Source organism: Arthrobacter sp. B0316-1-20, assembly GCF_059091865.1.
Window position 1 is genome coordinate 1 of sequence record NZ_JBNHHC010000011.1, and the last position, 23,850, is coordinate 23,850.

Consider the following 23,850-nt stretch of genomic DNA (forward strand, 5'->3'; position numbering starts at 1 on the left):
GTCCTTGACGTCGATGCGTTTGGACATGGGGTTCCTTCTCTTTGGTTCTGGCTCAGCGGCCGGTCTTGGGGGCGAAGATGCGGGCGATCAGCCGGGCAATCAGGTTCAGCAGCATCACGAAGATGATCAGGATCAGCGCCGCCGCCCAGGCGCGCTGCATGCTGGGATCCACATTGGTGGGCGAGGTCGGGTTCATCAGTTGGCGGTAAATGTAGGTTGGCAGCGTGGTCATCCAGCCGCCGAACACGTTCCAGTTGATGCTGTTGACGAAGCCGGCGGTGACCAGCAGCGGGGCGGTCTCGCCGATGATGCGGGCAATGGACAGGGTGACGCCGGAGGCGATGCCCGAAATCGCTGTCGGCACGACCACCTTCAGGATGGTGCGCCACTTGCGCACACCCAGCGCATAGGACGCCTCGCGGAGTTCGTTCGGCACGATCTTGAGCATTTCCTCGGTGGAGCGGACCACCACCGGGATCATCAGCACGGAGAGCGCGACGGCGGCCACGAACCCGGTGCGGGTGCTCGGCCCGAAAACCAGGCCGAACAGCGCGGCGGCGAACAGGCCGGCGACGATCGACGGGATGCCGGTCATCACATCCACGAAGAACGTGATGCCGCGCGAGAGCGGGCCGCCCTTGCTGTATTCAACCAGGTAGACCGCCGTGAGCAGGCCGATCGGGACCGAGATGATGGTGGCCCACATGGTGATCAGCAGCGTGCCGACAATGCCGTGGTAGGCGCCGCCGAGCACCTCGGTTCCGTTGGCGACGGTGTCGTTGTCGACCATGCCGGTCATGCCGTTCATGGAGGTGAAGACAAGGTTGTAGCTCAGTCCGGCGATGCCGTTCTGCAGCACCGTCCAGATCACCGAGATCAGCGGCACCACGGCAATGATGAAGGCGGCGAAGATCAGGTTGGTGGCGAAGCGGTCTTTGGCCTTGCGGGAACCCTCCACCGACAGCGTGACCACATAGCCGGCAATCACGAAGATCACGGCCGAGAAGAGTGCCCAGGAGACCAGGTTGAAGCCGGTCAGCGAGGACAGCGCCGCGCCGAGAACGAGCGAGCCTGCTGCGACCGCCCAGATGGCCCAGCCGGGCATCTGGTTCTTGGTGAGTGTATTGCGCTTGGTCGGCGCGGGGGCGTCAGTGAGCAATGTGGGCATTAGTTGGCTCCCGAGAATTCCTTGTGCCGGCTAATGATCCAGCGGGCGATCATGTTCACGGCCAGGGTGATGAGGAACAGCACCAGGCCGGCGGCGATGAGTTCGGACAGCCGCAAACCGTACGCTTCCGGGAAGTTCAGCGCGATTTCCGCGGCGATGGTCTGGTTGCCCGATTTGATCAGGCTGGGGATCAGCGCGCCGCCGGACAAGACCATAGCCACCGCCATGGTTTCGCCGAGCGCGCGGCCCAGGCCCAGCATCACGGCACTGATCACGCCGGGCCGGGCGAACGGGAAGACGGCCATCTTGATCATTTCCCAGCGGGTGGCCCCCATGGCCAGGGCGGCCTCCTCATGGAGCTTGGGTGCCTGCAGGAAGATCTCGCGGCTGAGCGAGGTGATAATCGGCAGGATCATCACGGACAGCACGATGCCGGCCGTCAGCATGGTCTTGCCGGTCTGGCTGGCCGGGCCTTCGAAGATCGGGATCCAGCCGGCGTTTTCTGCCAGCCAGGTGTAGGGCCCAACCAATGCCGGGGCCAGGACCGCGATGCCCCAGGCGCCGTAGACCACCGACGGAATGGCGGCCAACAGGTCAACCACGTAACCCAGGCCGTTGGACAGCCGGCGCGGCGCGTAATGGGAGATGAACAGGGCCACGCCCACTCCCACCGGGGTGGCCAACACCAAGGCAATGACCGCGGCGATCAAGGTGCCGATGACGATGGGCCAGATGTAGGCCCAGAAGCCCTTTCCGCCGGTGATCGCCGCGGCGTCCGCCCCAAACGTCGGCAGAGCCTGCCAGAGCAGGAACGCCGCCACGCAGAACAGCACAAAGAGGATCAGACACCCTGCGGCAAGCGTCAGTCCGGAAAAGACCTTGTCGCCGGCCCGGCCTTTGCCTGTCTCGGTCAATGTTTGGGACACTTCACAACCCTTCGGGTTCCTTCTGTACTTCGTCTGGCGGTTCTGCCAGTCTTGCTGGTTCGCCCCGTCCCGGCAATCTTGCCGGGCCGGAACACGGCTGCGCCCCGCGCGTCAAAATTGCGACGGCGCGGGGCCAACCGGGACTCGCTAAGGATTAGGACTTCACCGAGATGGAGTCGATAGCCTTCTGGGCCTGCTCGCGCAGGGTCTCAGAAATCGGAGCGTTGCCGGCCGAATCCTGGGCGGCCTTCTGTCCTTCTTCGCTGATCACGTAGCTGCCGAAGGCCTTGACCAGGTCTGCGGTGTTCTGATCAGCATAAGTGGAGCAGTAGATGTGGTACGAAACCAGCACGATCGGGTAGGCGCCGGACTCGGTGGTGTCGCGCTTGAGGTCCAGGGACATGTCGACGTCGCTGCGCCCCTCAACCGGGGTGGCTACCTCGACGGCCTTGGAGGCTGCCTCGGCGCTGAGTTCGACGTATTCGTCGCCGACCTTGACCTTCACGGTGCCCAGTCCGCCCACTGCGGAAGCGTCCGCGTAGGTGATGGCGCCGTCAGTGGCGGTGGTGGTGGAGACCACGCCGGAGGTGCCCTGCGCGTTCTCGGCCTGCAGCTTGGCGGGCCAGTCGCCGGAAACCTCGTCGGTCCAGACATCGCCGGCGGCGGCGGACAGGTACTCCACGAAGTTCTCGGTGGTGCCGGACTCGTCGGAGCGGTGCACCACGGTGATGGCCGTATCGGGCAGCTCGACGCCCTCGTTCTGCGAGGCAATGGCTTCGTCGTTCCACTTCGTGATCTCGCCGCGGAAGACCTTCGCGATGGTCTCGGCGTCCATGTTCACCGAGTCAACGCCCTTGAGGTTGAAGGCAACGGCGATCGGGGAGACGTAGCCGGGGATGTTCATCGCGCCGTCGGGGCCGCAGACCTCCTGGGCCTGCTTCCACTCTTCGTCGTCCAGGTAGGCGTCCGAGCCGGCGAACTGCACGCCGCCAGCGAGGAACGCGTCGCGGCCGGCGCCGGAGCCATCGGGAGAGTACTGCACGTTGGCTTCTGGGTTCTTCGCGGTGAAGCCGGCCATCCAGGCCTGCATGGCGGAATCCTGTGAGGAAGCGCCGGCACCGGACAGGGTGCCGGAAACGGTCGACGCGGACTCGGTGCTGCCGGCAGCTGGCTGGTTTCCGGTGGCGTTGTCCGAGCCACATGCGGTCAGTGCCAGTACTGCAACGGAGAGGACGGCGGCCGCGCGGCCGATGCGAATTGCCTTCACGAGTATGGTCCCTTTCAGGGTGAGAACGGATCACGACGACCGGACGTTTCCGCCCCCGTGTCGTGCTCCTTTGACGCTATGGGCGCCACGTAAAGAATGTGCACGACTAAAGTGAACGCAAAGTGAACAACACCGGACCGTTTGCTAACGAACCGCGTGCAGGCCTTGCCTTCGTGAGCGGCCTCATACTAAGGACCCCGGTTCAGCCAGGAGACTCCGGCGCAACGATCGGGGTCCGGCAGAATCTCCGATCGGCCCCGCCTAGACTGAGAGCATGAGCGCAGGCACCCGGTTGACAGAGGCCCGGTCCTTCCTGCGCAGGCGAGGGCGCGCCGGCTTCAGCCGCAGCAAGTCCTCGTTCATGCCCGCGCTGCGGATCACCTTCTGCGCCGTCGCCGCCTACGTCGTGGCCGAGAAGGTGCTGGGCCACCAGGGCCCGCTGTTCGCAGCCACCTCGTCCATCATCGCGCTCGGTTTCGCCAAAGGACCACGGGTGCGCAAAGTGCTCGAAGTCGCCATCGGCTGCACGCTGGGCATCACCGTCGGCGACCTGCTGCTGCACTTCCTCGGCCCCGGCATCTGGCAGGCGGCCCTGGTGTTGCTGGTCTCCATCCTGCTGGCCAGGTTTCTGGACAGCGGCACCATCTTCACTACCCAGATGGCGCTGCAGTCGGTGCTGGTGGTGCTGCTGCCCGCGCCGGTTGGCGGACCCTTCACCCGCAGCCTGGACGCCGTCATCGGCGGGGCCTTCGCGCTGATCGTGACCATGCTGATTCCCGGTGACCCGCGTTCGGAACCACGCTCGCACCTGCAGAAACTGCTGGACGAACTGTCCGGAGTGCTGCGCGAGTGCTCAGATGCCTTGGCACAGAGCGACTCCACGAAGGCATGGCACGCACTGGTCCGGGCGCGGGCCAGCCAGCCGCTGATCGACGAAGTGCGCGGCAGCTTCTCCTCGGCGCGGGAGGTTGCCCGGATCTCCCTGGCCTACCGCCGCCACCGCGATGAAGTGGGGGACCTGCAGGATTCGGCGGAGATGGCCGATCTGGCCATGCGCAATAGCCGGGTTTTCTCCCGCCGCTTAACCTCCGTGATCAACCACGCGGCCATGACGGACGAAGCGATCGAAGCCTTCTCCGAAGTACTGCAAGAAACAGCCGAAGCCGTCGAAATCCTGGCCGAAGGCCTCTCCGACCGCGATTCCGGAGCGCGCGAGCGTCGGCTCTCGGGGGCCAGGAACGATCTGGCCGAGATCGCCACCCGGTTGCACCCCAAGCATCTGGGCATAGCCACCATGGAAGGAGAGGGCCTGGTTTTGGTCTTCCGGCCGCTGATGGTGGATCTGCTCGAGGCTGCCGGTCTCAGCCACGACGACGCCGCGTCCTACTTGCCCAAACTCTGATTGTCTTTCGCCCCGGATACGCTGGGTGCATGAGCACCAAGACCCGTTCCAAATCCCCTGCCTACCGCTGCGCCGAGTGCGGCTGGAGCACGGCAAAATGGGTGGGGCGCTGCGGCGAGTGCCAGGCATGGGGAACAGTTGAAGAGGCGACCCCTGTGGCGGCCCGCACCACGGCTGCGGCGGCGGTCTCCCGGCCGGCCGAACGGATCGCTGACGTTGATGCCACGAACGCCGCCTTCCGCGCCACCGGGGTGGGCGAGCTGGACCGGGTGCTCGGCGGCGGTCTGGTGCCGGGGGCGGTTATCCTGCTGGCGGGCGAGCCAGGCATCGGCAAGTCCACGCTGCTGCTCGATGTCGCGGCACGGGTGGCCAGGCAGGATCGCGACGTGTTGTATGTGACCGGCGAGGAGTCTGCGGCCCAGGTCAAGCTGCGGGCCGAACGGATCTCCGCCGTGGCGGACAACCTCTATCTGACCGCTGAGACGGACCTGGGCATCGCGCTGGGCCATGTGGAGCAGTTGCAGCCGTCGCTGTTGATCGTCGATTCGGTCCAGACGCTCAGCAGCAGTGCGGTGGAAGGCGCTGCCGGCGGGGTGACGCAGGTGCGCGAGGTCGCGGCGTCGCTGATCAACGCCGCCAAAACCAAGGGCATGACTACCATTTTGGTGGGGCATGTGACCAAGGATGGCTCCATCGCTGGGCCGCGGCTGCTTGAACATCTGGTGGACGTGGTGTGCCAGTTCGATGGCGATCGGCATTCGCGGCTGCGGCTGGTGCGCGCGGTTAAGAACCGCTATGGCCCCACCGACGAGGTCGGCTGTTTCGATCTGACGGAGGGTGGCATCGAGGGGCTGACCGACCCGAGCGGCCTGTTCGTCTCCCGGACCAAGGACCCGGTCTCCGGCACCTGCATCACCGTCACGCTCGAAGGTCGGCGGCCCCTGGTGGCGGAGGTGCAGGCCCTGCTCGCTGAGACCTCCAACGCGCAACCGCGGCGAGCCACCAGCGGGCTGGACTCTTCCCGCGTGGCGATGATGATGGCCGTGCTGCAGCGCCGCGCTTCCATGTCGCTGCACAAGGACGACAGCTACGTAGCGACGGTTGGCGGAGTCCGGCTGAGCGAACCGGCGACCGACCTGGCCACCGTGCTGGCCATCGCCTCCGCAAAAACCAACCAGCCACTGCCGGCGCAACTGATCGCCTTCGGCGAGGTTGGCCTGGCCGGCGAGGTGCGGCCGGTGCCGGGAATCGGACGGCGGATCCAGGAAGCCGAACGGCTCGGGTTCACGCACGCCATCGTTCCGGCTTCCCCGGATGGAACAGGCCAGGTTCCGGCCGGATTCACGGTTAAGGAGGTTCACACCGTCTCCGAAGCGCTGTCCACGCTGTTCCGCTGAACGCCCGGGGAGAAGGATAGCCGGGATCCGGCATTATCATGGAGCCTGAGGCTGTCCGGACGGCGGCCCCGCTCCCATGCCCGCCTGCCCTAAGGAAACGCCCACATGGTCAAGAGCCCCGAGGACGCCCTCAAGGCGACACTGGCCCGTGTAGCTCCGGGAACCCAGCTGCGTGACGGGTTGGAACGCATCCTCCGTGGGCGTACCGGCGCGCTCATCGTGCTCGGCTACGACCAGCAGGTGGAAAGGATCAGCAGCGGCGGGTTCGACATCGGGATCGAGTTCTCGCCCACCCGACTTCGTGAATTGGCAAAGATGGACGGCGCCATCGTCTGCGACAGGGACGCGGGGACCATCGTCAAGGCCGCCGTGCAGCTGGTCCCGGACCCGTCCATTGCCACCCAGGAGTCGGGCACCCGGCACCGCACCGCCGAACGTGTCGCCATCCAGACCGGGCTGCCGGTGATTTCGGTCAGCCAGTCCATGCAGATCATCGCACTGTACGTCGAAGGCATCCGGCATGTCCTGGAGGGCTCCGAGCCGGTGCTCGCCCGCGCCAACCAGGCGCTGGCCACTCTGGAGCGGTACCGCGCCCGGCTGGACCAGGTCACCGGCTCGCTGTCCGCGCTGGAGATCGAGGCCATGGTCACCGTGCGGGACGTGGCGGTGACGCTGCAGCGGCAGGAAATGGTCCGCCGCATCTCCGACGAGATCTCCCAATACGTACTCGAGCTCGGCGTGGACGGCCGGCTGCTCTCGCTGCAACTGGACGAGCTGACCTCGGGGCTGGGTCCGGACAGTGAAATGATTCTGCGCGATTACGCCGAAATTAAAGGCGGCATCGACGTCGACACCGCGCTCAAGACACTGCGCGGTTTCACGTCAAACGATCTGATCGATTTGGGCCGGGTCGCCAGCGTGGTCGGCATCCAGCCCGGCCAGGACTCACTGGACGCCGTGGTCCAGCCCCGCGGCTACCGGTTGCTGGCGGGGGTCAAGTCGGTGCCGCGGGCGGTGGCTGACCGTTTGGTGGATCACTTCGGCGGCCTGCAGTCGTTGATGGCCGCCAACATCGACGACCTGATGGCCGTCGACGGCATCGGCGAGCAGCGGGCACGCGTGATCCGCGAGGGCCTGTCCCGGATTGCCGAAACCAGCCTGCTGGACCGGTTCCTTTAGGTTCCCCGGGGACTGCGCTAACGCAGTTCGAACACTGTTTTCTTGCTGGACTTCTTGTCCAGCTTGGTGGTCAGGACGTAGGTGCCCGGCTGCGGTTTGGCTTCCACCGAGGTACAGCCCGGCGCGGTCCGGTTCCGCTCCCAGGTAAAGCGCGCCTGCTCACTCATGCCCGGCTCAAGGGTCATCATCAACGCCTCGGCGTCCACCTGGCAGTCCGCGGAGGAGAAAATGCGATCGTCGCCGCTGGTGACCAAGAATTCCATCGCGTCCGTACCGACGTTGACTTCGCAGGGGCTCTTGCCCTTGTTCGCCACTTCCAAAATCAGCGTGGGGTTCTCCCCGCTTCCGTAAGCCGGGGCGTCGGTTTGGGCACGCACCACCACGTCTGAGTCTTCACAGCCTGCAGTGCCTGCGGGGCTGGGGGCAGGGGAGCTGGGAACTGCCGCCGGGGCCGCCTCGGCGGGGGCTTCTTCCTGTCCCACTCCCACCAGGCTGGCAACCCAGGATCCGGCAGCCACGATGGCGGCTACCACCAGCACGGCCAAGGCCAGCGCCACCAGGCGCCGGCGGCGGTAGACTGCAGGGCTGGGCCGCCGGACGGATGATCCCCGTCCGCGCCCGCCGGATGTGCCGCTGCCTGCCATACCTCAAGGTTAAGAGACCGCAGCGGCCCGGCCAGTCACCACCACGCCGGGCAGTACAGTATTGGTTGGTCACACCGTAGGAGTTCCATGCCCCGTCCCGACGCCGCCGCTCCGGCTTTTTCAATCGAACCGGCAGAAGCCGGCCTGCTGCACCGCCGTGTCCGCGACTGGTTTGCGGCCAGCGCCCGGGATCTGCCCTGGCGTCGCCCGGAGTGCGACCCGTGGGGCATCCTGGTCAGCGAATTCATGCTGCAGCAGACACCTGTGGTCCGGGTGCTGCCGGTCTGGGAGCAGTGGATGCAGCGCTGGCCCCGCCCGGCCGACCTCGCCGCCGATTCGGCCGGCGAAGCAGTCCGGGCCTGGGGACGGCTGGGGTATCCCCGCCGTGCGCTGCGCCTGCATGCCGCAGCTGCTGCCATCGTGGACCGGCACGGCGGCCGCGTGCCGGACGACCACGGCAGCCTGCTGGAACTGCCCGGCGTCGGAACCTACACGGCAGCTGCGGTGGCATCCTTCGCATTCGGGCTGCCGGAAACCGTGGTGGACACGAACATCCGCCGCGTGCACGCCCGGCTGGTGACCGGCGCTGCCCTCCCCGCGCCAACGCTCAGCGCCGCCGAGATGCGTCTGGCGCAGGAATTGATGCCGGCCAGCGGCACCAAAGAGTGGAACGCCGGCGCCATGGAACTTGGTGCCCTCGTTTGCACGGCGCGGTCGCCGCGGTGCGACGCCTGCCCGGTGATGGACCGCTGCGCCTGGGTGGCAGCCGGGCGTCCGGAAGCCCACTACGTACCCAAGGGGCAGGCCTGGGCGGGCACCGACCGGCAGGTCCGCGGCGCCATGATGGCCGTCCTGCGCGAAGCGGAATCATCCGTTCCGCGCGAGATCCTGCTGGGCACCCTTGAGCTGGCGGCCCTGCCCGCTGGCTACCACAGGCCCCTGGCGGCGCTTCGCGCCCTGCCGGCCGGCGAGGAACAGTTGGCCCGTGCCCTGGACGGGCTGCTGGCGGACGGGCTGGCCGTCACGGCATGCGGCGGCATCAGTCTTCCCGGCTGACCGGACGGAGCCGGTGCGTTTCCGCCGGGAGCGCGCCCGCCGGTCACAGCTTGCGGATCATCCGGGTGTTGCCCAGCGTATTGGGTTTGACCCGGGCCAGGTCGAGGAACTCGGCCACACCTTCGTCGGTTGAGCGCAGCAGTTCGGAATACACGTCCGGATCCACCACCGATTGGTCGGCCATCACTTCGAAACCATGCCGCGTGAAGAAGTCCACCTCGAAGGTCAGGCAGAACACGCGGCTGACGCCCAGCTCCTTGGCGGCGCTAATGAGTTCATCCAGCAAGGCGTGGCCCACTCCCCTGCCGCGCCAGTGCGCCGCGGTGGCCAGCGTGCGGACCTCGGCAATGTCTTCCCACATGACGTGCACGGCGCCGCAGCCCACCACTTCGCCCTCCGGCGTCTCGGCGACCCGAAACTCCTGGATGCCTTCGAAGTACGCCACCGCTTCCTTCTCCAGCAGCACCCGCTCATCGGCCAGCGGTTTCACCAGGCGGCGGATATGCGCGACGTCGGAGGTGCGGGCGGGTCGGATCTTGAAGGCGTCGGTCACCCAGTCAGTCTAAAGCCCCAGTTCGGCCGGCAGCTCCGTTTCCTGGTCCAGCAGGTGCCGGGCCAGGAAGTTGCAGACAACGGAGTACCAGATTTTGGCGTGCTGCGGTGAGAGCACCCAATGGTTCTCGTCGGGGAAGTACAGGAACCGGTGCGGCGTCTCCCCGTCCTCTCCCGCGGCCAGCTGCGACCGTGACAAGAGTTCGTACCAGAGCCGCAGCCCCTCGCCGATCGGTACCCGGTAGTCCTTGTCCCCGTGCACCACCAGCATCGGCGTGTTGATCTTCTGCACATGCAAGTGCGGGGAGTTCTCCAGTGCCATCTCCGGGGTCATCTCCCGCTCCCAATACGGGGAGACGTCAGTTGTCGGGCCGAACTGGTCCAGTGCCCAGAGGCTGGCGTGGGTGACGATGGCCCGGAACCGGTCGGTGTGCCCGGCAATCCAGTTGGCCATGTAGCCGCCGAAGGAACCACCCATAGCGGCCGTCCGGGAGCCGTCGATGTCCTCCCGCTGCACGGCGGCGTCGGTGAGCGCCATCAGGTCTGTGTACGGCGCCTGGCCCCACTGCCCCCAGCCCCGGCGGATGAAGTCGTCCCCGTAGCCGGTGGAGAGAGCCGGGTCAGGCAGCAGCACGGCGTAGCCCTGGGCCACCAGTAGCCACGGGCACCAGCGCCAGCTCCACGCATTCCACGAGCCGAGCGGGCCGCCGTGCACCCACAGCAGCAGCGGCGCAGGGTTCTGCGCGGAAGCGCCGTCAGGCAGCGCCAGCCAGGCGCGTACCGGGGCCTGCGCGCCATCGGCGCCGGCCGTCGTCGTGATCTCTTCCAGCCGTCCGCCCAGTTCCGGCCGGGGCGCAGGCGCGGGCAGGAGGGTGGTGTCCCCGGAGGACAGCTCAATGCGCACCGGCTCCGGCGGAAACAGGTAGGAGCTGCGCAGCGCGTAGGCGAACCGTCCGTCCGGGCTGACCACGACGTCGGAGTACGCCGCATCGTCGTGCGTCAGCTTGCGCACCGAGCCGGTGCTCGCGTCGATGCAGAACAACGGAGCGCGGCCGCCGTCATCGGCTGTCACCAGCAGGCCCGATCCGTCGGGCAGCCAGGCGGCGGGGTGCGGCCAGCGGTCCCAGTCCGCGGCCAGCGGACGCAGCTCGCCGCCGGCCAGCGGGAGCAGCGCCAGGCGGACCGAAGGAATTTTATCCGGCCCGGAGACGGATTCGCAGACCACCACCACGGTTCCGTTGTCCGGACTGACCGGACCGGGCGAGTAGTCGGTGTCAGGGCTTTCCAGCAGGATCCGCCGCCCGCCGGTGGTTGTGTCCACCGCGGCCAGAACGCTCCGGGCGTCTCCTCGTGGACGCGGCTGCCGGAGGTTGACTACCAGGGTGGTGCCGTCCGGGCTGAGCTCCGCCGCGGTTTCCATCAGGAAATTGCCGGCCCAGTCCGTGATGTTGCGCAGGCTGCCGCTCGGCTCGTCATCCACGGTCAGGGTCGCCGGTGCTTCATCAGCGGCTTGCTGCAGGACGAAGTGCCGCTTCTCCCCCGGTCCCACGTCGTGGTCCCAGAAGCGCACCGGATACCCCGAGTGCAGGATCGCGGAGACCTTCTTGTCTTTGCGGGCGGTCCGCAGGTTCGCGTCGCCCTCTTCATCGTCGGAACCTCTGAGGACCTGGGCATCGACCACCACGGTGTCTGCTTCGCGGGCACAGCGCACCGCGGCGACGCCGCCCGGACGCGACAGCACCACTCGGCCTTCGCCCCCGGCCGCCGGCAGGCGCCAGAGTGCCGGAACCGGCTCTTCAGCGGGATCATCGGAACCTGGGCGGGCGGAGGTGAAGTAGAGATCACCGTTGCGGGCGAAGGCTGGCCCGGACTCGCCTCTGGAGCTGCGGGTGATCCGGCGGGCAGGGCGCTCACCGGCGGGATCGACCTCCCAGAGGGCCGAGACGTATTCGGTGGCGGCGGAGTTCAGCACGCTGACGCAGGTAACCAGCCGGCTGCCGTCCGGGCTGAGCGCCAGCGACCCCAGCCGCGGCAGTGCGATGTAGCGGTCGAGGTCGCGGAAGGGGGTGGCTGGAGCCGGCTGGAGGGGTGCCTCCGACCGCATATCGGAAGTAAGTGCTTCAGAACTCATGGATTCAGTAAACACTACTTGTGCCACGGATCACAGATTGCGGTTCAAATCGCTTTCGGCGCACCGCCGCGCGTCCGGACGGTTAACACGGAGGACCCCGGCCGAAGCCGGGGTCCTCCGTTCGCAGTGCTGGCTACTGGGACAGGGCCGGGGTGTCCGGAACTTCCTCGATCGCCTTGGGGGCGCCGGTGCTGGTGAAGACGAACGTTGCCTCATCGCCCTCGCCGTCGACGTCCACATGGATGGTTTCGCCGGGATGGAACTCGCCGAAGAGGATCTTCTCCGAGAGCTGGTCCTCAATCTCCCGCTGGATGGTCCGGCGCAGCGGACGGGCACCCATCGTGGGATCGTAACCGCGGCTGGCCAGCAGCACCTTGGCCGGATCGCTCAGCTCGATCTTGAGGTTCTTGTCAGTCAGCCGCTTGCGCAGCCGCTCGACGAACAGATCCACAATCTGGACGATCTCTTCCTCGCTCAGCTGCGGGAAGACCACCGTGTCGTCAACGCGGTTGAGGAACTCGGGCCGGAAGTGCTGCTTGAGCTCATCCTGGACCCGGGCGCGCATCCGCTCGTACCCGGTCTTCGTGTCCGTGCCGGACTGGAAGCCGGTCATGACGCCCTTGGAGATGTCCCGTGTGCCCAAGTTGGTGGTCATGATGATCACCGTGTTCTTGAAGTCCACGACACGGCCCTGGCTGTCCGTGAGGCGGCCATCCTCAAGGATCTGCAGCAGCGAGTTGAACAGGTCCGCGTGGGCCTTCTCCACCTCGTCGAAGAGCACCACGGAGAACGGGCGGCGGCGCACCTTCTCGGTCAACTGCCCGCCCTCTTCGTAGCCGACGTAGCCCGGAGGGGCACCGAAAAGCCGCGAGACGGTGTGCTTCTCCGAGTACTCGGACATATCCAGGGTGATCAGCGCGTCTTCCTCACCGAAGAGGAATTCCGCCAAGGCCTTGGCGAGCTCGGTCTTGCCGACACCGGTCGGTCCGGCGAAGATGAACGAGCCGGAGGGGCGGTTGGGGTCCTTCAGGCCGGCGCGGGTGCGCCGGATCGCCTGCGAGATCGCCTTGATCGCCTCGTCCTGGCCGATCACGCGCTTGTGCAGCTCGGCCTCCATGTGCATGAGGCGGCTGGACTCTTCCTCGGTCAGCTTGAACACCGGGATACCGGTGGAATTGGCCAGCACTTCGGCCACCAAGTCCTCGTCGACCTCGGCAATTTCATCCAGGTCGCCGGACTTCCAGGCGCGTTCCTTCTCCGCCCGTTCGTCCTGCAGTCTGCTCTCCTGGTCCCGGAGCGTGGCGGCACCCTCGAAGTCCTGGGCATCGATGGCCGATTCCTTTTGCTTCTTCAGCTGGGCAATGCGCTCGTCGATGTCCTTGAGCTCCGGCGGAGCGGTCATCCGGCGGATGCGCAGCCGGGCGCCGGCCTCGTCGATCAGGTCGATGGCCTTGTCCGGCAGGAAACGGTCGGAAATATAGCGGTGCGCCAGATGAGCGGCGGCATCCAGGGCGCCGTCGGTGATGGACACCCGGTGATGCGCCTCGTAGCGGTCACGCAGGCCCTTGAGGATCAGCACGGCGTGCTCCACGGACGGTTCCTCAACCTGGATTGGCTGGAACCGGCGCTCCAGCGCGGCGTCCTTCTCGATGTGCTTGCGGTACTCGTCCAGCGTGGTGGCACCGATGGTCTGCAGTTCGCCGCGGGCCAGCATTGGCTTGAGGATGGACGCGGCGTCGATAGCGCCCTCGGCCGCACCCGCCCCGACCAGCGTGTGGATCTCGTCGATGAACAGGATGATGTCGCCGCGGGTCCGGATTTCCTTCAGGACCTTCTTCAGCCGCTCCTCGAAGTCACCGCGGTAGCGGGAACCGGCGACCAGTGACCCCAGGTCCAGCGTGTAGAGCTGCTTGTCCTTGATGGTCTCGGGCACGTCGCCGCGGACAATGGCCTGGGCCAGGCCTTCAACCACGGCCGTCTTGCCGACGCCGGGCTCGCCGATCAGCACCGGATTGTTCTTGGTGCGGCGGGAAAGCACCTGCATGACGCGTTCCATCTCATGCTCGCGGCCGATCACCGGGTCGAGCTTGGATTCACGCGCGGCCTGGGTCAGGTTGCGGCCGAACTGGTCCAGCACGACGGACCCGGCAGGAGTACCCTCCTGCTGCTGGCCGGCGGTGACCGGCTCCTTGCCCTGGTAGCCGGAGAGCAGCTGGATGACCTGCTGGCGCACGCGGTTGAGGTCCGCGCCCAGCTTGACCAGCACCTGGGTGGCCACGCCTTCGCCTTCGCGGATCAGGCCCAGCAGGATGTGCTCGGTGCCGATGTAGTTGTGGCCAAGCTGGAGGGCTTCGCGCAGCGACAGCTCCAGGACCTTCTTGGCGCGCGGCGTGAACGGAATGTGACCGCTCGGAGCCTGCTGGCCCTGGCCGATGATTTCCTGCACCTGCTCACGAACGCCGTTCAGGGAGACGCCGAGGAACTCCAGTGCTTTGGCGGCAACGCCCTCACCCTCGTGGATCAAACCCAGGAGGATGTGTTCGGTGCCGATGTAGTTGTGGTTGAGCATGCGGGCTTCTTCTTGAGCCAGCACGACAACGCGACGGGCACGGTCGGTAAATCTCTCAAACATCTCGCACACTCCTAGCTACTGCGTACTTTGATGCTACGTGCCCGACTGCCTCTTGGGAGGTCTGTTCGCCCTAGGGGTAATGCCCTGCCGGAACAGCGCAAAACGGGGCGGACAGTTGACTGTCCGCCCCGCCGATCGATGTGCCCGTCAGGGAACGGGCCGCCCGTTATCCCCCGTGGGCGGCCTTGTAGGCCTCGATGATCTCAGACTGCACGCGACCGCGGTCGCTGACGTTGTAGCCGTTGTCCCGCGCCCAAGCCCGGATTGCCGAGGCATCCTGGCTGCGGGTGCTGCTGGCCGGCTTGCCGGCCCTTGCACCACGGGAAGGAATCTTCCGACCGGCGGAAATGTACGGCTTAAGAGCGTCGCGAAGGGCCGCGGCATTCGTTGAAGAAAGATCAATCTCGTAGCTGTTGGAATCCATGCTGAAGCGGATCGTTTCATCCGCCGTGCCACCATCCAGATCGTCAACCAGAATGATTTTTACTTCTTGCGCCACGGAAGGCTCCTTTAGTGAGTGGATCTATTTGGCCGGGATTACCAAGCCAAATTGATTATTGCGCACACTCCATTTGAAGGCAATACGGACAGATTAGTAAAAGTCGAGAGAATCCTGCATGGGCAATATCGGTTTGATGATAATGTAGCCCAAACCACATTAGCTGTAGTGCTTAAAGGAGAAACCCCAGACGATCGAAATCGTCCGGGGTTGTCCGCCTCTATTCGGTGCCGTCTTCGGCGCCGCGCCTATCGGCTTCACGCTCCGCCTCCGCCAATGCTTCGCGTTCTTTGCGGTCGGCATTGAATATGGCTTTCATCACGAAATAGAACAGGAGTCCGACGCCAAGCGACGGCGCGAGTACCCACAGATATTCCATGTTTAACCCACTTCCGGCTTCAGCAGCGGAAACAGAATGGTTTCCCTGATTCCGACTTGGGTGAAGAGCATCACCAACCGGTCAATGCCCAGCCCGATGCCACCCATCGGCGGGGCGCCGTATTCGAGGGCACGCAGGAAGTCTTCGTCCAACTGCATGGCCTCTTCGTCGCCGGCCGCTGCCAGGCGGGACTGCTCGGTCAGGCGTTCGCGCTGGATCACCGGATCAATCAGTTCGGAGAACGCTGTACCGCGTTCCATTCCGCCGATAATGAGATCCCACGCTTCAATCAGCCCCGGCTTATCCCGGTGGTTTCGCGCCAGCGGTTGCGCCGCGGGCGGATAATCGTAGACGAAGGTCGGCTGCAGCAGGGTGGGCTCGACGATTTCGCCGAACAACTCAACCACTGTTTTCTGGGTATCCCACTTGGGATCGATCTTCACGTCGTGCTCGTCGGCGATGTGGCGCAGCACATCGCCGCCGGTCTCCGGGGTGATTTCCCGGCCCACCGCCTCGGACAATCCCGGGTAGACCCCCAGCCAGCGCCATTCTCCATTAAGGTCGATGGTGCCCTGCGGGGTTTCAAGCACGCGGGTGCCCAAGCTGTCGGCCACATTAAGGATCATCTCCTTGATGCGGTCGGCCATCACGAACTGATCGGCATAGGCCTCGTAGCTTTCCAGCGTGGTGAATTCCGGGCTGTGCGTAGAGTCCACACCTTCATTGCGGAAAATCCGGCCGAGTTCAAAGACCCGGTCAATGCCGCCGACCACCGCACGCTTGAGGTAAAGCTCGGTGGCGATGCGCAGGGTCATGTCCTGGTTGAACGCATTCAGGTGCGTTTCGAAGGGGCGGGCCGTGGCGCCGCCGTGGATCAGCTGCAGCATGGGCGTCTCCACTTCCACATAACCGTGGGAGTGGAGGGTGTCCCTGATGGAACGGATCACGGCCGCCCGGGTGTACACCATCTGCCGGGCTTCGTCGCGGACCATCAGGTCCACGTAGCGCTGCCGCACGCGGGTCTCTTCGTTAAGGCCAGCATGGAGCACGGGCAGGGGTCGCAGCGCCTTGGAGGCCATCTGCCAGGTGTCGGCCATGACGGACAGCTCGCCGCGCTTGGAGCTAATGACTTCGCCGCGAATGAACACATGGTCGCCCAGGTCCACCAGCGCCTTCCAGTCCGCCAGCGCTTCCTCGCCGATGTTCGCCAGGCTCAGCATGGCCTGCAGCCGGGTGCCGTTGCCTTCCTGCAAGGTGGCAAAGCAAAGCTTTCCGGTGTTGCGGATGAAGACCACCCGCCCGGACACCCCGACGATGTCGCCGGTGGTTTCATCCGCCTCCAGGTGTCCGTACTTTTCACGCACCTCGGCCAGCGTGTGGGTCCGGTCCACACCCACCGGGTAGGCCTCCACACCGCGTTCCAGAAGTTTGGCGCGCTTGGCCATGCGCACGTGCATCTGCTCGGAGGCGTCTGCAGCCTCGGCTGCGGGATGTGGGGTGGGGGAATTTTCGCGGGTCACGGTAGTTAAGGGTACCGGTACCCGGGCCGGGCCAGCCAAACGCCCCTGGCTCAGTAGCCCAGCTGCACGTTGTCGATCAGCCGCACCGGACCGACCTTTGCCGCGACCAGCGCCAGGGCCTCGCCGGTGAACGGGGTTTCCCGGCAGTTGAAGGCCAGCGGCTCCAGGGTCGACGGGTCCACCACTTCCAGATAGTCCGGCCGCACCTGTGGCACGGAGTCGATCATGGCCAGGGCGCCGTCGATGTCCAGGGCTTCATGGCGGTCTGCCTGTCCGCGCAGGTACGCCAGGCTGCGTGACAGCACCAGCGCGGCCTCCCGCTCCGCTTCGGAGAGGAAACGGTTGCGGCTGGAGAGAGCCAGCCCATCGTCGTCGCGCACTATGGGCACCCCCACCACCTCCACCGGGAAGTTCAGGTCTGCCACCATCCGCTTGACCAGCACCAATTGCTGGGCGTCCTTCTGGCCGAAATACGTCCGGTAGTCCGCGTCAGCGGCCGGCAAACCGAGATGCAGCAGCTTGGCCACCACGGTGAGCGCTCCGTCGAAATGGCCGGGACGGGAGGCCCCTTCGAACTTCGCGCCGAGTTCCCCGGCGGTGATCCTGACCACCGGCGCACCGCCCGGGTAGACCTCGTCCACACCCGGCGCAAACACCACGTCCGCGCCGCACTCCGCCAGCAGGTCCAGATCGGCCTCGAGCGTGCGCGGGTACCGGTCCAGATCCTCCTGTTCCCCGAACTGCAGCGGATTCACAAAAATGGAAACCACGACGACGTCGCTCGTCTGCCGCGCGGCGCGCACCAGGGCGGCATGGCCGGCGTGCAGCGCACCCATGGTCAGTACCAGGCCCAGCGACGGCCGGCCACCGGCCCCGGCTGCTGCCAGGAGTCCGGTGGTGGCTTCCTTCAGTTCGGCTTGGGTTTCCACCAGCTGCGGACGGGTCACGGATTCTCCTCCGGATGTGTTTGGGCCAGGATGTCCAAAATTTCAGTGGCCTGAGCGTCTTTCAGCAGGCCCCGCTCCAGGGCGCGCTGGGCGGTGGCGCGGGCCAGCTCTTCGTAGGCTAGCCGGATGTCGGTGCTGCCCGAGTCCACTTCACGGCGCAGCAGCGCTTCGTGGTGGCTGCGGACCGTGCCGACGTCGCCGCGCGCCACCGGCCCGGTCAGTGCCGATTCACCCGAGGCCAGCGCGTTCTCCAGGGAGGCCCGCATCAGCGCGCTGAGCACCCGGTCCGGCTGCTCCACGCCGGCTTCGGCCAGCAGCTGGGCGGACTGCGCCGCAATAGTCACCAGATGGTTCGAGGCATGCGCCAAGGCCGCGTGGTAGAGCGTGCGGTCCCGCTCGGCGATGACCACCGGTTCGCCGCCCATCTCCACCACCAGCGCCTGCGCTATCGGCAGCACCGTGGCTTCGGCGGTCACCCCGAAACTGCAGTCGTTCAACCGGGCCAGGTCAAGGCTCATGCCGGTGAAGGTCATGGCGGGGTGGATGGCCAGCGGGATGGCTCCTTTCGCCCGTGCCGGCGCGAGCACGCCGGTGCCGAAGCGTCCGGAGGTGTGCACCACCAGTTGGCCAGGTTGCCAGGCCCCGGCCGTGGCAAGGCCGTCCACCAGTTCCGGCAGCGCATCATCCGGCACCGCCAGCAGGACCAGTTCGGCCCGTTCAACGATCTCCGGGATCTGCAGTACCGGCACGCCGGGCAGCAGGTTCTCCGCCCGCTCCTTGCTGTCCTCTGACACTGCGGAAACGCCGACGACGGCGTGCCCCACTCCGCGCAGCGCGGCGCCGAGGACGGCCCCGACCTTGCCGGCACCGATGACGCCGATGCCCAGCCGGCCGGGCCTAGTGCTGCCCGCCATGGCGGCTCTCCTGTTCCGGTTGGGGTCCGTTCTGCGGCCGTTGGTGTCCGTCCGGCTGGCCGGGACCGACTTTGCCGCCCGGGCGCTCGTTGGTTTCCTCAGATCCCGGCCCGCTGCTGAATTCGGGCCGGGGTTCGGCCGAGGATTCGGGCTGCGGTTCGGGGGCGAGTTCGAGCCGGGGTTCGGCCGAGGATTCGGGCTGGGGTTCGGGCGCGAATTCAGGCTGGGATTCGGGCGTGGAGTCGGGTCGGGCTTCAAGCCAGCGCTCGGGAAGACTGCGGCGCCTGGCGGCGGCGGCCCGGGCCGACTGCTCGTCGAAGAGCCGGCGGGCGGTATCCGCGTCGACCTGGTAGACCACCGGCGTGACCGGCCCGGCGGTGGTGTGCAGCCGCAGGTCGGCCACGTGCAGGCGCCGGGCCAACGGTCCTTGGTGCAGCGCGATGGATTGGGTTCGCTCGTGCGGCACCACGGCGAGGCTGCGCCACAGACGTCCGCTGCGGGCCAGCAACGCGGTGCCCGTCACGGCAAAACCGTTGCGCCGCCAGGTCAGCCAAGAGAGCCAGCGCACGCGCCGCGGCGAGGTGACAAAGCCGCCGTCGGAGGCACCGCCGTCGTCCTGGTCGGTGGCTGCGATCCCGTCCAAGCCCGCGGCGAAGACGGTGAACGGATCCTCGGTGCCCGGATCCGGGAGCACCAGGGCCAGCATCTGCATGACTTCCTGCTGCGTACCTACCGGCAACAACGTGGTGCGGGCCCCGGAATTCTCCGTGCTGACACCGTAGCCGGCCACGTTGACGCGCATCCGGTACCAGCCCTTGAACCGCCACAGCGGCGACTGCATGATTTCCACCGCCTGCACCCGGCCCGGCGGAACGGTTTGCGCCCGGGTCTCCAGCAGCCCGTAGCGCAGCCGGATGCCGTCCGGGGAGAGGGCGGCGCGGAAGTTGTAGCCGGTGCTGAAGGTTGACCAATAGCCGGCGGCCACACCGAACGCGGCGGGCAGCAGCAGAGCCGGGCCGAACGCGGCATCGAACACCAAGGTGGACAGCACCGCCGCGGCCAGCATGATGGCAAGGAACACCGTGGTGCCGGAGAGCAGAGCGGCGCCCACAATGCGGCTGCCCGGCACGGCCAGGATCTGCTGTTCGGGGGCCTCGGGAACCGGTTCCTGGGTATGGCCCGGCGCACTGGTCAGTCCGGCGGCCCGGGCCAGGATAGTGGCCCGAAGTTCCTGCGCCGAAGCCAGCGGAAGGTACGCGAGGCGCACGGCGGACTCGCCGGCGTCGGCCACCTCGAATTTGAGTTCGGCCAGGCCGAAGATCCGGGCCAGCAGGGGCTGGATGACGTCGATCGCCTGCACCCGGTCAAGCCGGGCCTGGCGGTGCTGGCGGAACAGCACGCCAGAGTTCACCCGGACGTGGTCGTCGGTCACTTGGTAACGGGTAAACCACCAGGACAGGAAGAACCCGGCCACCAGCAGCAGGACAACACCGGCCACGACCAGCACGGTCCAGACGGCGCGGCCGCCGGTAAGCCCCCAGAACTCCTCGCCGCGGAACACGGTCTCAAACCAGTCGCGGCCAAAGAAGTAGGCGATTGCCGCCAGCGCGATCCAGCCGCGCACCAGCGGCGAAATCGGATGCACCCGGTGCCAGGAGCCGGTGGTGTCCGGGGTGAGCGGCACGCCTTGGGAGGCCGGCACCACTTCGCCGGACGCATCCGGTCCCCGCCCGCGCAGCGGGTCCTGCCCGGTGCTGCCGGGAATGGTCATAGCCCGGCCAGCCTTGCCTGTCCGCGGTCGGAGAGTTGTTCGCGCAGCCGTGCGCCTTCGGCCGCCGGCACCCCCGGAATGCTGGCATTGGTTTGCGGGCTGGCGGTGTGCAGCTTCACCGAGCACAGGCCGAAGGCGCGCTGGAGCGGGCCCACGGCAACGTCCACGTACTGCATCCTGCCGTAGGGAACCACCATGACGCGCTGGAAAAACAGGCCGCGCCGGATCAGCAGGTCTTCGTCCCGTTCCGCGTAGCCGATGGCCCTGACCTGGCGCGGGATCAACAGTCCCATCCAGATCCGGATCACCAGGGTGCCCACGCTCAGCAGCCAGGCCAGCCAGGCCGGGAAATCGGGCCACACGCCGGCCAGCATCAGGACCAGCGGAACAGACAGCACGGCGAGTTCCACCACGGTGAGGATCGCCCAGCCGATCAGTTCCACGGTGATGTACTTGGGCGAGACCCGGATCCAGCTGACCCCTGCCGGATCGATCGCTTCGCTAGGCATACTCCCCCTCGCCTTGGGCCTCGGTTCCGTTGTTCTTGGCCACGTCGGTGTCTTCGGGCGGGAGCTTGCAGAAGCGCTCCACCACCAGCCCTATCACCACCATGATCAGGCCACCGCCCATCATAGCCAGCACGGACGGCAGCGCACCGAGGCCGGGCCGGTAGAGCAGCAGGACGAGCTGTTCCACCAGGATGCCGGCGTGCCAGCCGAAGATCAGCGAACCGGCATAGGCGCAGGCCTGGGCCAACACCAGCGTGCGCGCCGCCAGCACCGGATTCAGTTCCTTGTCCCGTTTGCCGTTGCGCCAGCGGCGCACCTTCAGGCCCAGCACCAGCGTGAAGACGGCGATGGCTGCCATCGTGACCAGCGAGGAGAGATGCAGGAACGGCACCGGCAGCCCGTTGCGCTCGGTGACCTGGTTGCCCAGCCATCCCAGCGCCGCGGTGACGACGGCGATGGTCGCCAGAGCGCGGTACCTGATGGTCCTCACGAAGCCCCCACTCCGCCGGACACTACTGACCAGCTTCGAACGGTTCGGCTTCGTAAGGCTCTACGCCGTCCAAGTCCCCGGCCGCCTTCGCCAGTTCGCCTACCGGTACGCCGTTGAGCGTGGCGTTCGAGTCCATCCACGCCCAGGGTGCCAGAACGAAGGCGCGTTCGTGTGCCCTCGGATGCGGGATGGTCAGGTCTTCGTCGTCCAGGGTCAGGTCGCCGTAGGTGATGATGTCCACGTCCAGTGTCCGCGGGCCCCAGCGCACTTCGCGCGTGCGGTGGTGCTTGTTCTCCACTGCCTGGCAATGGGCCAACAGCTGGTGCGGATCCAAGTCGGTCTCCACTTCCAGCACCATGTTCAGGTAATCCGGCTGATCCTCGGGACCGCCCACCGGCTTGGTCTGAACCACCGCTGATACTTCACGCAGCCGCACATGGGGGGTGTCCACCAGGTCCGCCACCGCGTGCGAGAGCGTGTCGCTGCGTTCGCCGAGGTTGCTGCCCAGCGCCAGGACAGCGCGCACGCTCATGGCTGCTCCCGGTAGATGCTGACCGTGACGTCGGAGAACTGTACCTGGATGGGCGCCTGGGGTTTGTGGACGGTGACCTCCACGGCCGCCACGGAGAAGGTGCGCAGCACGTGGTCCGCAATCCGTTCGGCCAGGGTTTCGATCAGCTGCAGCGCCTCGCCGGTGATGATTGCTTCCACCTGGTCCGCGAGCTCGGCGTAGTTGGCGGTCTTCGTCAGGTCGTCGCCGGCTGCCGCTGGCCGGATGTCCGTGTGCAAGGCCACGTCCACGATGAACCGCTGCCCGTCATGCCGCTCTTGTTCCAGCACGCCGTGGTAGCCCACGGCGGAAATGCCGGTGAGCTTGATGATGTCCGGGCGCGCCGGCTGTCCCGCCGCCATGGCCGCCCTACTTGGCCCAGGCGGCGGCGACCTTGACAGCGTCAAGGGTGGCACCGGCGTCGTGCACACGCACGCCCCAGGCGCCGTTGGCCGCGGCCAGTGCGGAGACCGCCAGCGTTGCCTCGTCGCGTTCCTTGGGCGCGGCAGCCTTGCCCGCAGAAGTCAGCAACGACCCGAGGAACCGCTTGCGTGAAGCACCGATCAGCAGTTTGTGTCCCAGCTGGGCGAACTGCCCGGTGGCGCGGAGCAGTTCCCAGTTATGTTCAGCGTTTTTGGAGAAGCCCAGGCCCGGATCGAGGATGATCTGCTCCGGCGCCACGCCGGCGGCAACGAACTTGTCGCGCAGGTCCGTCAGTTCCGCGAGGACCTCGGCCACCACGTCCTGGTAGTCCGCCTTCGGATCCGCATGGCGGGCGTCGCCGCGCCGGTGCATCAGGATGTAGGGGACCTTCCGCTCCGCCACCAGGGCTGGCATGTCAGGGTCGAAGGTCATGCCGGACACATCGTTGACTATGGCTGCGCCGGCATCCAGCGCCTTCGCGGCGGTCTCCACGTGCATGGTGTCCACGCTGATCAGGGCACCGGCCTTGGCCAGCGCCTCGATGACCGGCAGGATGCGCTGCTGCTCTTCGGCCGGGGTGATCGAATCAGCGTTCGGGCGGGTGGATTCCCCGCCCACGTCGATGATGTCGGCACCGCCGTACAGCAGCTTCAACCCGTAGGCGATCGCCGCTTCCCTGTTGGCGTGCTCACCGCCGTCGCTGAACGAATCCGGCGTCACGTTCAAAATGGCCATGACGATGGCACGGTCGGTGGGCAGGTCCGCAAACTTCTTTGGTTGGCGTGCCTTGCGCAGCACGGGCAGGGGCGAGGTTGCGGGCCCGGTTCCGGGGACTGCGGCGAGTGAATCCATCTAGTTCTACCGTCTCTATCTCTTCGCTATCGTCCAATAATCAGGCTCATGGCCTCGGCCCGGGTGGCCTGCTCGCGCAACTGGCCGCGCACGGCCGAGGTGACCGTCTTGGCCCCCGGCTTGCGCACCCCGCGCATGGACATGCACATGTGCTCGCATTCGACGACGACGATCGCACCCTTGGGTTCCAAGTACTTGACCAGCGCCTCCACGATCTGCGTGGTGAGCCGTTCCTGCACCTGCGGGCGGCGCGCGTAAATCTCCACCAGACGCGCCAGCTTGCTCAGCCCGGTCACTTTACCTTCATGCGACGGGATGTAGCCAATATGCGCGGTGCCGTGAAAGGGCACCAAATGGTGCTCGCAGGTCGAGTAGAACGGAATGTCCTTGACCAGCACCATTTCCTCGTGGTTGATGTCGAACGTGGTGCCGAGGATCTCGGCCGGATCCTGGTGTAATCCGGCAAACACCTCCGCGTACGAACGGGCAACCCGCTGGGGGGTTTCCTGCAGGCCTTCGCGGTCCGGATCTTCGCCAACGGCGATCAGGATCTCACGCACCGCCTTCTCGATCCGGGGCAGGTCGATCTGCGGGTCAAACTCCAGCTCCGCAACGACGTCATCGTATTCGGTCACGTATGCG

23 protein-coding genes are annotated in these 23,850 nt (G+C 66.5%); 4 read left to right on the forward strand and 19 right to left on the reverse strand.

Features of this window, described 5'->3' with window-relative positions; all coding sequences use genetic code 11:
* Nucleotides 1-52: 52 nt before the first annotated feature.
* From pstA to pstS, 3 genes are all read right to left on the reverse strand, one after another.
* Nucleotides 53-1,168 carry a phosphate ABC transporter permease PstA gene (gene pstA / locus AC5RW2_RS18575; RefSeq protein ID WP_493952509.1) on the reverse strand — a complete coding sequence of 372 codons (1,116 nt, stop codon included), beginning with the start codon at nucleotides 1,166-1,168 and terminating at the stop codon, nucleotides 53-55.
* On the reverse strand, nucleotides 1,168-2,094 hold the full coding sequence (gene pstC / locus AC5RW2_RS18580; protein ID WP_493952508.1) for a phosphate ABC transporter permease subunit PstC: 927 nt from the start codon (nucleotides 2,092-2,094) through the stop codon (nucleotides 1,168-1,170). The genes pstA and pstC overlap by 1 nt, the downstream gene beginning before the upstream one ends.
* A gap of 154 nt (nucleotides 2,095-2,248) precedes the next feature.
* Nucleotides 2,249-3,361, reverse strand: a complete 1,113-nt coding sequence (gene pstS / locus AC5RW2_RS18585) for a phosphate ABC transporter substrate-binding protein PstS (RefSeq protein ID WP_493963555.1) — start codon at nucleotides 3,359-3,361, stop codon at nucleotides 2,249-2,251.
* Between the two features lie 274 nt (nucleotides 3,362-3,635).
* Between pstS and AC5RW2_RS18590 the strand changes: the two genes are divergently transcribed.
* The 3 genes from AC5RW2_RS18590 to disA all read left to right on the forward strand — a co-directional run bounded on the left by AC5RW2_RS18590 (nucleotide 3,636) and on the right by disA (nucleotide 7,339).
* Nucleotides 3,636-4,763, forward strand: coding sequence for an FUSC family protein (locus tag AC5RW2_RS18590; RefSeq protein WP_493963556.1), 1,128 nt, complete (start codon nucleotides 3,636-3,638; stop codon nucleotides 4,761-4,763).
* Between the two features lie 29 nt (nucleotides 4,764-4,792).
* Nucleotides 4,793-6,160 carry a DNA repair protein RadA gene (gene radA / locus AC5RW2_RS18595; protein ID WP_493940190.1) on the forward strand — a complete coding sequence of 456 codons (1,368 nt, stop codon included), beginning with the start codon at nucleotides 4,793-4,795 and terminating at the stop codon, nucleotides 6,158-6,160.
* Between the two features lie 105 nt (nucleotides 6,161-6,265).
* On the forward strand, nucleotides 6,266-7,339 hold the full coding sequence (gene disA, locus AC5RW2_RS18600; RefSeq protein ID WP_493940189.1) for a DNA integrity scanning diadenylate cyclase DisA: 1,074 nt from the start codon (nucleotides 6,266-6,268) through the stop codon (nucleotides 7,337-7,339).
* Nucleotides 7,340-7,356: 17 nt separating this feature from the next.
* Here disA and AC5RW2_RS18605 read toward each other — a convergent pair whose 3' ends face one another.
* The gene (locus AC5RW2_RS18605; RefSeq protein WP_493963557.1) at nucleotides 7,357-7,983 is read right to left on the reverse strand and encodes a hypothetical protein; all 627 of its coding nucleotides are present in this window, start codon (nucleotides 7,981-7,983) and stop codon (nucleotides 7,357-7,359) included.
* Between the two features lie 87 nt (nucleotides 7,984-8,070).
* Between AC5RW2_RS18605 and AC5RW2_RS18610 the strand changes: the two genes are divergently transcribed.
* Nucleotides 8,071-9,039 (forward strand): HhH-GPD family protein, encoded by a 969-nt coding sequence (locus AC5RW2_RS18610; RefSeq protein ID WP_493963558.1) that lies wholly within the window; start codon nucleotides 8,071-8,073, stop codon nucleotides 9,037-9,039.
* A 43-nt stretch (nucleotides 9,040-9,082) separates the two neighbouring features.
* On the opposite strand, the gene AC5RW2_RS18615 is transcribed toward AC5RW2_RS18610, so the two are convergent.
* The 15 genes from AC5RW2_RS18615 to folE all read right to left on the reverse strand — a co-directional run bounded on the left by AC5RW2_RS18615 (nucleotide 9,083) and on the right by folE (nucleotide 23,843).
* The gene (locus AC5RW2_RS18615) at nucleotides 9,083-9,592 is read right to left on the reverse strand and encodes an amino-acid N-acetyltransferase (protein ID WP_493963559.1); all 510 of its coding nucleotides are present in this window, start codon (nucleotides 9,590-9,592) and stop codon (nucleotides 9,083-9,085) included.
* Nucleotides 9,593-9,601: 9 nt separating this feature from the next.
* Nucleotides 9,602-11,722 (reverse strand): S9 family peptidase, encoded by a 2,121-nt coding sequence (locus tag AC5RW2_RS18620; RefSeq protein WP_493963560.1) that lies wholly within the window; start codon nucleotides 11,720-11,722, stop codon nucleotides 9,602-9,604.
* A gap of 133 nt (nucleotides 11,723-11,855) precedes the next feature.
* A complete protein-coding gene (locus tag AC5RW2_RS18625) occupies nucleotides 11,856-14,354 on the reverse strand; it encodes an ATP-dependent Clp protease ATP-binding subunit (RefSeq protein ID WP_493951811.1) in 2,499 nt (832 codons plus the stop codon).
* 166 nt (nucleotides 14,355-14,520) lie between these two features.
* On the reverse strand, nucleotides 14,521-14,853 hold the full coding sequence (locus AC5RW2_RS18630) for a histone-like nucleoid-structuring protein Lsr2 (protein WP_493951810.1): 333 nt from the start codon (nucleotides 14,851-14,853) through the stop codon (nucleotides 14,521-14,523).
* A 220-nt stretch (nucleotides 14,854-15,073) separates the two neighbouring features.
* Nucleotides 15,074-15,232 carry a hypothetical protein gene (locus AC5RW2_RS18635; RefSeq protein WP_493951809.1) on the reverse strand — a complete coding sequence of 53 codons (159 nt, stop codon included), beginning with the start codon at nucleotides 15,230-15,232 and terminating at the stop codon, nucleotides 15,074-15,076.
* Between the two features lie 2 nt (nucleotides 15,233-15,234).
* The gene (gene lysS, locus AC5RW2_RS18640) at nucleotides 15,235-16,752 is read right to left on the reverse strand and encodes a lysine--tRNA ligase (RefSeq protein WP_493963561.1); all 1,518 of its coding nucleotides are present in this window, start codon (nucleotides 16,750-16,752) and stop codon (nucleotides 15,235-15,237) included.
* Between the two features lie 50 nt (nucleotides 16,753-16,802).
* Nucleotides 16,803-17,699, reverse strand: a complete 897-nt coding sequence (panC, locus tag AC5RW2_RS18645; protein WP_493963562.1) for a pantoate--beta-alanine ligase — start codon at nucleotides 17,697-17,699, stop codon at nucleotides 16,803-16,805.
* Nucleotides 17,696-18,613, reverse strand: a complete 918-nt coding sequence (locus AC5RW2_RS18650) for a Rossmann-like and DUF2520 domain-containing protein (protein ID WP_493951806.1) — start codon at nucleotides 18,611-18,613, stop codon at nucleotides 17,696-17,698. The genes panC and AC5RW2_RS18650 overlap by 4 nt, the downstream gene beginning before the upstream one ends.
* On the reverse strand, nucleotides 18,597-20,384 hold the full coding sequence (locus AC5RW2_RS18655; RefSeq protein ID WP_493963563.1) for a PH domain-containing protein: 1,788 nt from the start codon (nucleotides 20,382-20,384) through the stop codon (nucleotides 18,597-18,599). Before AC5RW2_RS18655 ends, AC5RW2_RS18650 begins: the two co-directional genes overlap by 17 nt.
* Nucleotides 20,381-20,893 carry a PH domain-containing protein gene (locus AC5RW2_RS18660; protein ID WP_493963564.1) on the reverse strand — a complete coding sequence of 171 codons (513 nt, stop codon included), beginning with the start codon at nucleotides 20,891-20,893 and terminating at the stop codon, nucleotides 20,381-20,383. Before AC5RW2_RS18660 ends, AC5RW2_RS18655 begins: the two co-directional genes overlap by 4 nt.
* Nucleotides 20,886-21,383, reverse strand: coding sequence for a DUF3180 domain-containing protein (locus AC5RW2_RS18665; RefSeq protein WP_493951803.1), 498 nt, complete (start codon nucleotides 21,381-21,383; stop codon nucleotides 20,886-20,888). The genes AC5RW2_RS18660 and AC5RW2_RS18665 overlap by 8 nt, the downstream gene beginning before the upstream one ends.
* A 22-nt stretch (nucleotides 21,384-21,405) precedes the next feature.
* Nucleotides 21,406-21,915 carry a 2-amino-4-hydroxy-6-hydroxymethyldihydropteridine diphosphokinase gene (gene folK / locus AC5RW2_RS18670; RefSeq protein ID WP_493951802.1) on the reverse strand — a complete coding sequence of 170 codons (510 nt, stop codon included), beginning with the start codon at nucleotides 21,913-21,915 and terminating at the stop codon, nucleotides 21,406-21,408.
* Nucleotides 21,912-22,295, reverse strand: coding sequence for a dihydroneopterin aldolase (folB, locus tag AC5RW2_RS18675; protein WP_493951801.1), 384 nt, complete (start codon nucleotides 22,293-22,295; stop codon nucleotides 21,912-21,914). Before folB ends, folK begins: the two co-directional genes overlap by 4 nt.
* Nucleotides 22,296-22,302: 7 nt before the next feature.
* Nucleotides 22,303-23,208, reverse strand: a complete 906-nt coding sequence (gene folP, locus AC5RW2_RS18680) for a dihydropteroate synthase (RefSeq protein ID WP_493951800.1) — start codon at nucleotides 23,206-23,208, stop codon at nucleotides 22,303-22,305.
* Nucleotides 23,209-23,234: 26 nt separating this feature from the next.
* Complete coding sequence (gene folE / locus AC5RW2_RS18685; protein WP_493951799.1) at nucleotides 23,235-23,843, reverse strand: GTP cyclohydrolase I FolE; 609 nt, start codon at nucleotides 23,841-23,843, stop codon at nucleotides 23,235-23,237.
* Between the last annotated feature and the right edge of the window lie 7 nt (nucleotides 23,844-23,850).

What these genes read in the sequence shown, in the direction of transcription:
- folK (WP_493951802.1), bottom strand. Translation starts at nt 21,915, where the DNA reads ATGAGCGTGCGCGCTGTCCTGGCGCTGGGCAGCAACCTCGGCGAACGC.
- AC5RW2_RS18655 (WP_493963563.1), bottom strand. Translation starts at nt 20,384, where the DNA reads ATGACCATTCCCGGCAGCACCGGGCAGGACCCGCTGCGCGGGCGGGGA.
- AC5RW2_RS18590 (WP_493963556.1), top strand. Translation starts at nt 3,636, where the DNA reads ATGAGCGCAGGCACCCGGTTGACAGAGGCCCGGTCCTTCCTGCGCAGG.
- AC5RW2_RS18605 (WP_493963557.1), bottom strand. Translation starts at nt 7,983, where the DNA reads ATGGCAGGCAGCGGCACATCCGGCGGGCGCGGACGGGGATCATCCGTC.
- radA (WP_493940190.1), top strand. Translation starts at nt 4,793, where the DNA reads ATGAGCACCAAGACCCGTTCCAAATCCCCTGCCTACCGCTGCGCCGAG.
- AC5RW2_RS18660 (WP_493963564.1), bottom strand. Translation starts at nt 20,893, where the DNA reads ATGCCTAGCGAAGCGATCGATCCGGCAGGGGTCAGCTGGATCCGGGTC.
- folP (WP_493951800.1), bottom strand. Translation starts at nt 23,208, where the DNA reads ATGGATTCACTCGCCGCAGTCCCCGGAACCGGGCCCGCAACCTCGCCC.
- pstA (WP_493952509.1), bottom strand. Translation starts at nt 1,168, where the DNA reads ATGCCCACATTGCTCACTGACGCCCCCGCGCCGACCAAGCGCAATACA.
- folB (WP_493951801.1), bottom strand. Translation starts at nt 22,295, where the DNA reads ATGGCGGCGGGACAGCCGGCGCGCCCGGACATCATCAAGCTCACCGGC.
- AC5RW2_RS18650 (WP_493951806.1), bottom strand. Translation starts at nt 18,613, where the DNA reads ATGGCGGGCAGCACTAGGCCCGGCCGGCTGGGCATCGGCGTCATCGGT.
- AC5RW2_RS18620 (WP_493963560.1), bottom strand. Translation starts at nt 11,722, where the DNA reads ATGAGTTCTGAAGCACTTACTTCCGATATGCGGTCGGAGGCACCCCTC.
- AC5RW2_RS18635 (WP_493951809.1), bottom strand. Translation starts at nt 15,232, where the DNA reads ATGGAATATCTGTGGGTACTCGCGCCGTCGCTTGGCGTCGGACTCCTG.
- disA (WP_493940189.1), top strand. Translation starts at nt 6,266, where the DNA reads ATGGTCAAGAGCCCCGAGGACGCCCTCAAGGCGACACTGGCCCGTGTA.
- AC5RW2_RS18625 (WP_493951811.1), bottom strand. Translation starts at nt 14,354, where the DNA reads ATGTTTGAGAGATTTACCGACCGTGCCCGTCGCGTTGTCGTGCTGGCT.
- AC5RW2_RS18610 (WP_493963558.1), top strand. Translation starts at nt 8,071, where the DNA reads ATGCCCCGTCCCGACGCCGCCGCTCCGGCTTTTTCAATCGAACCGGCA.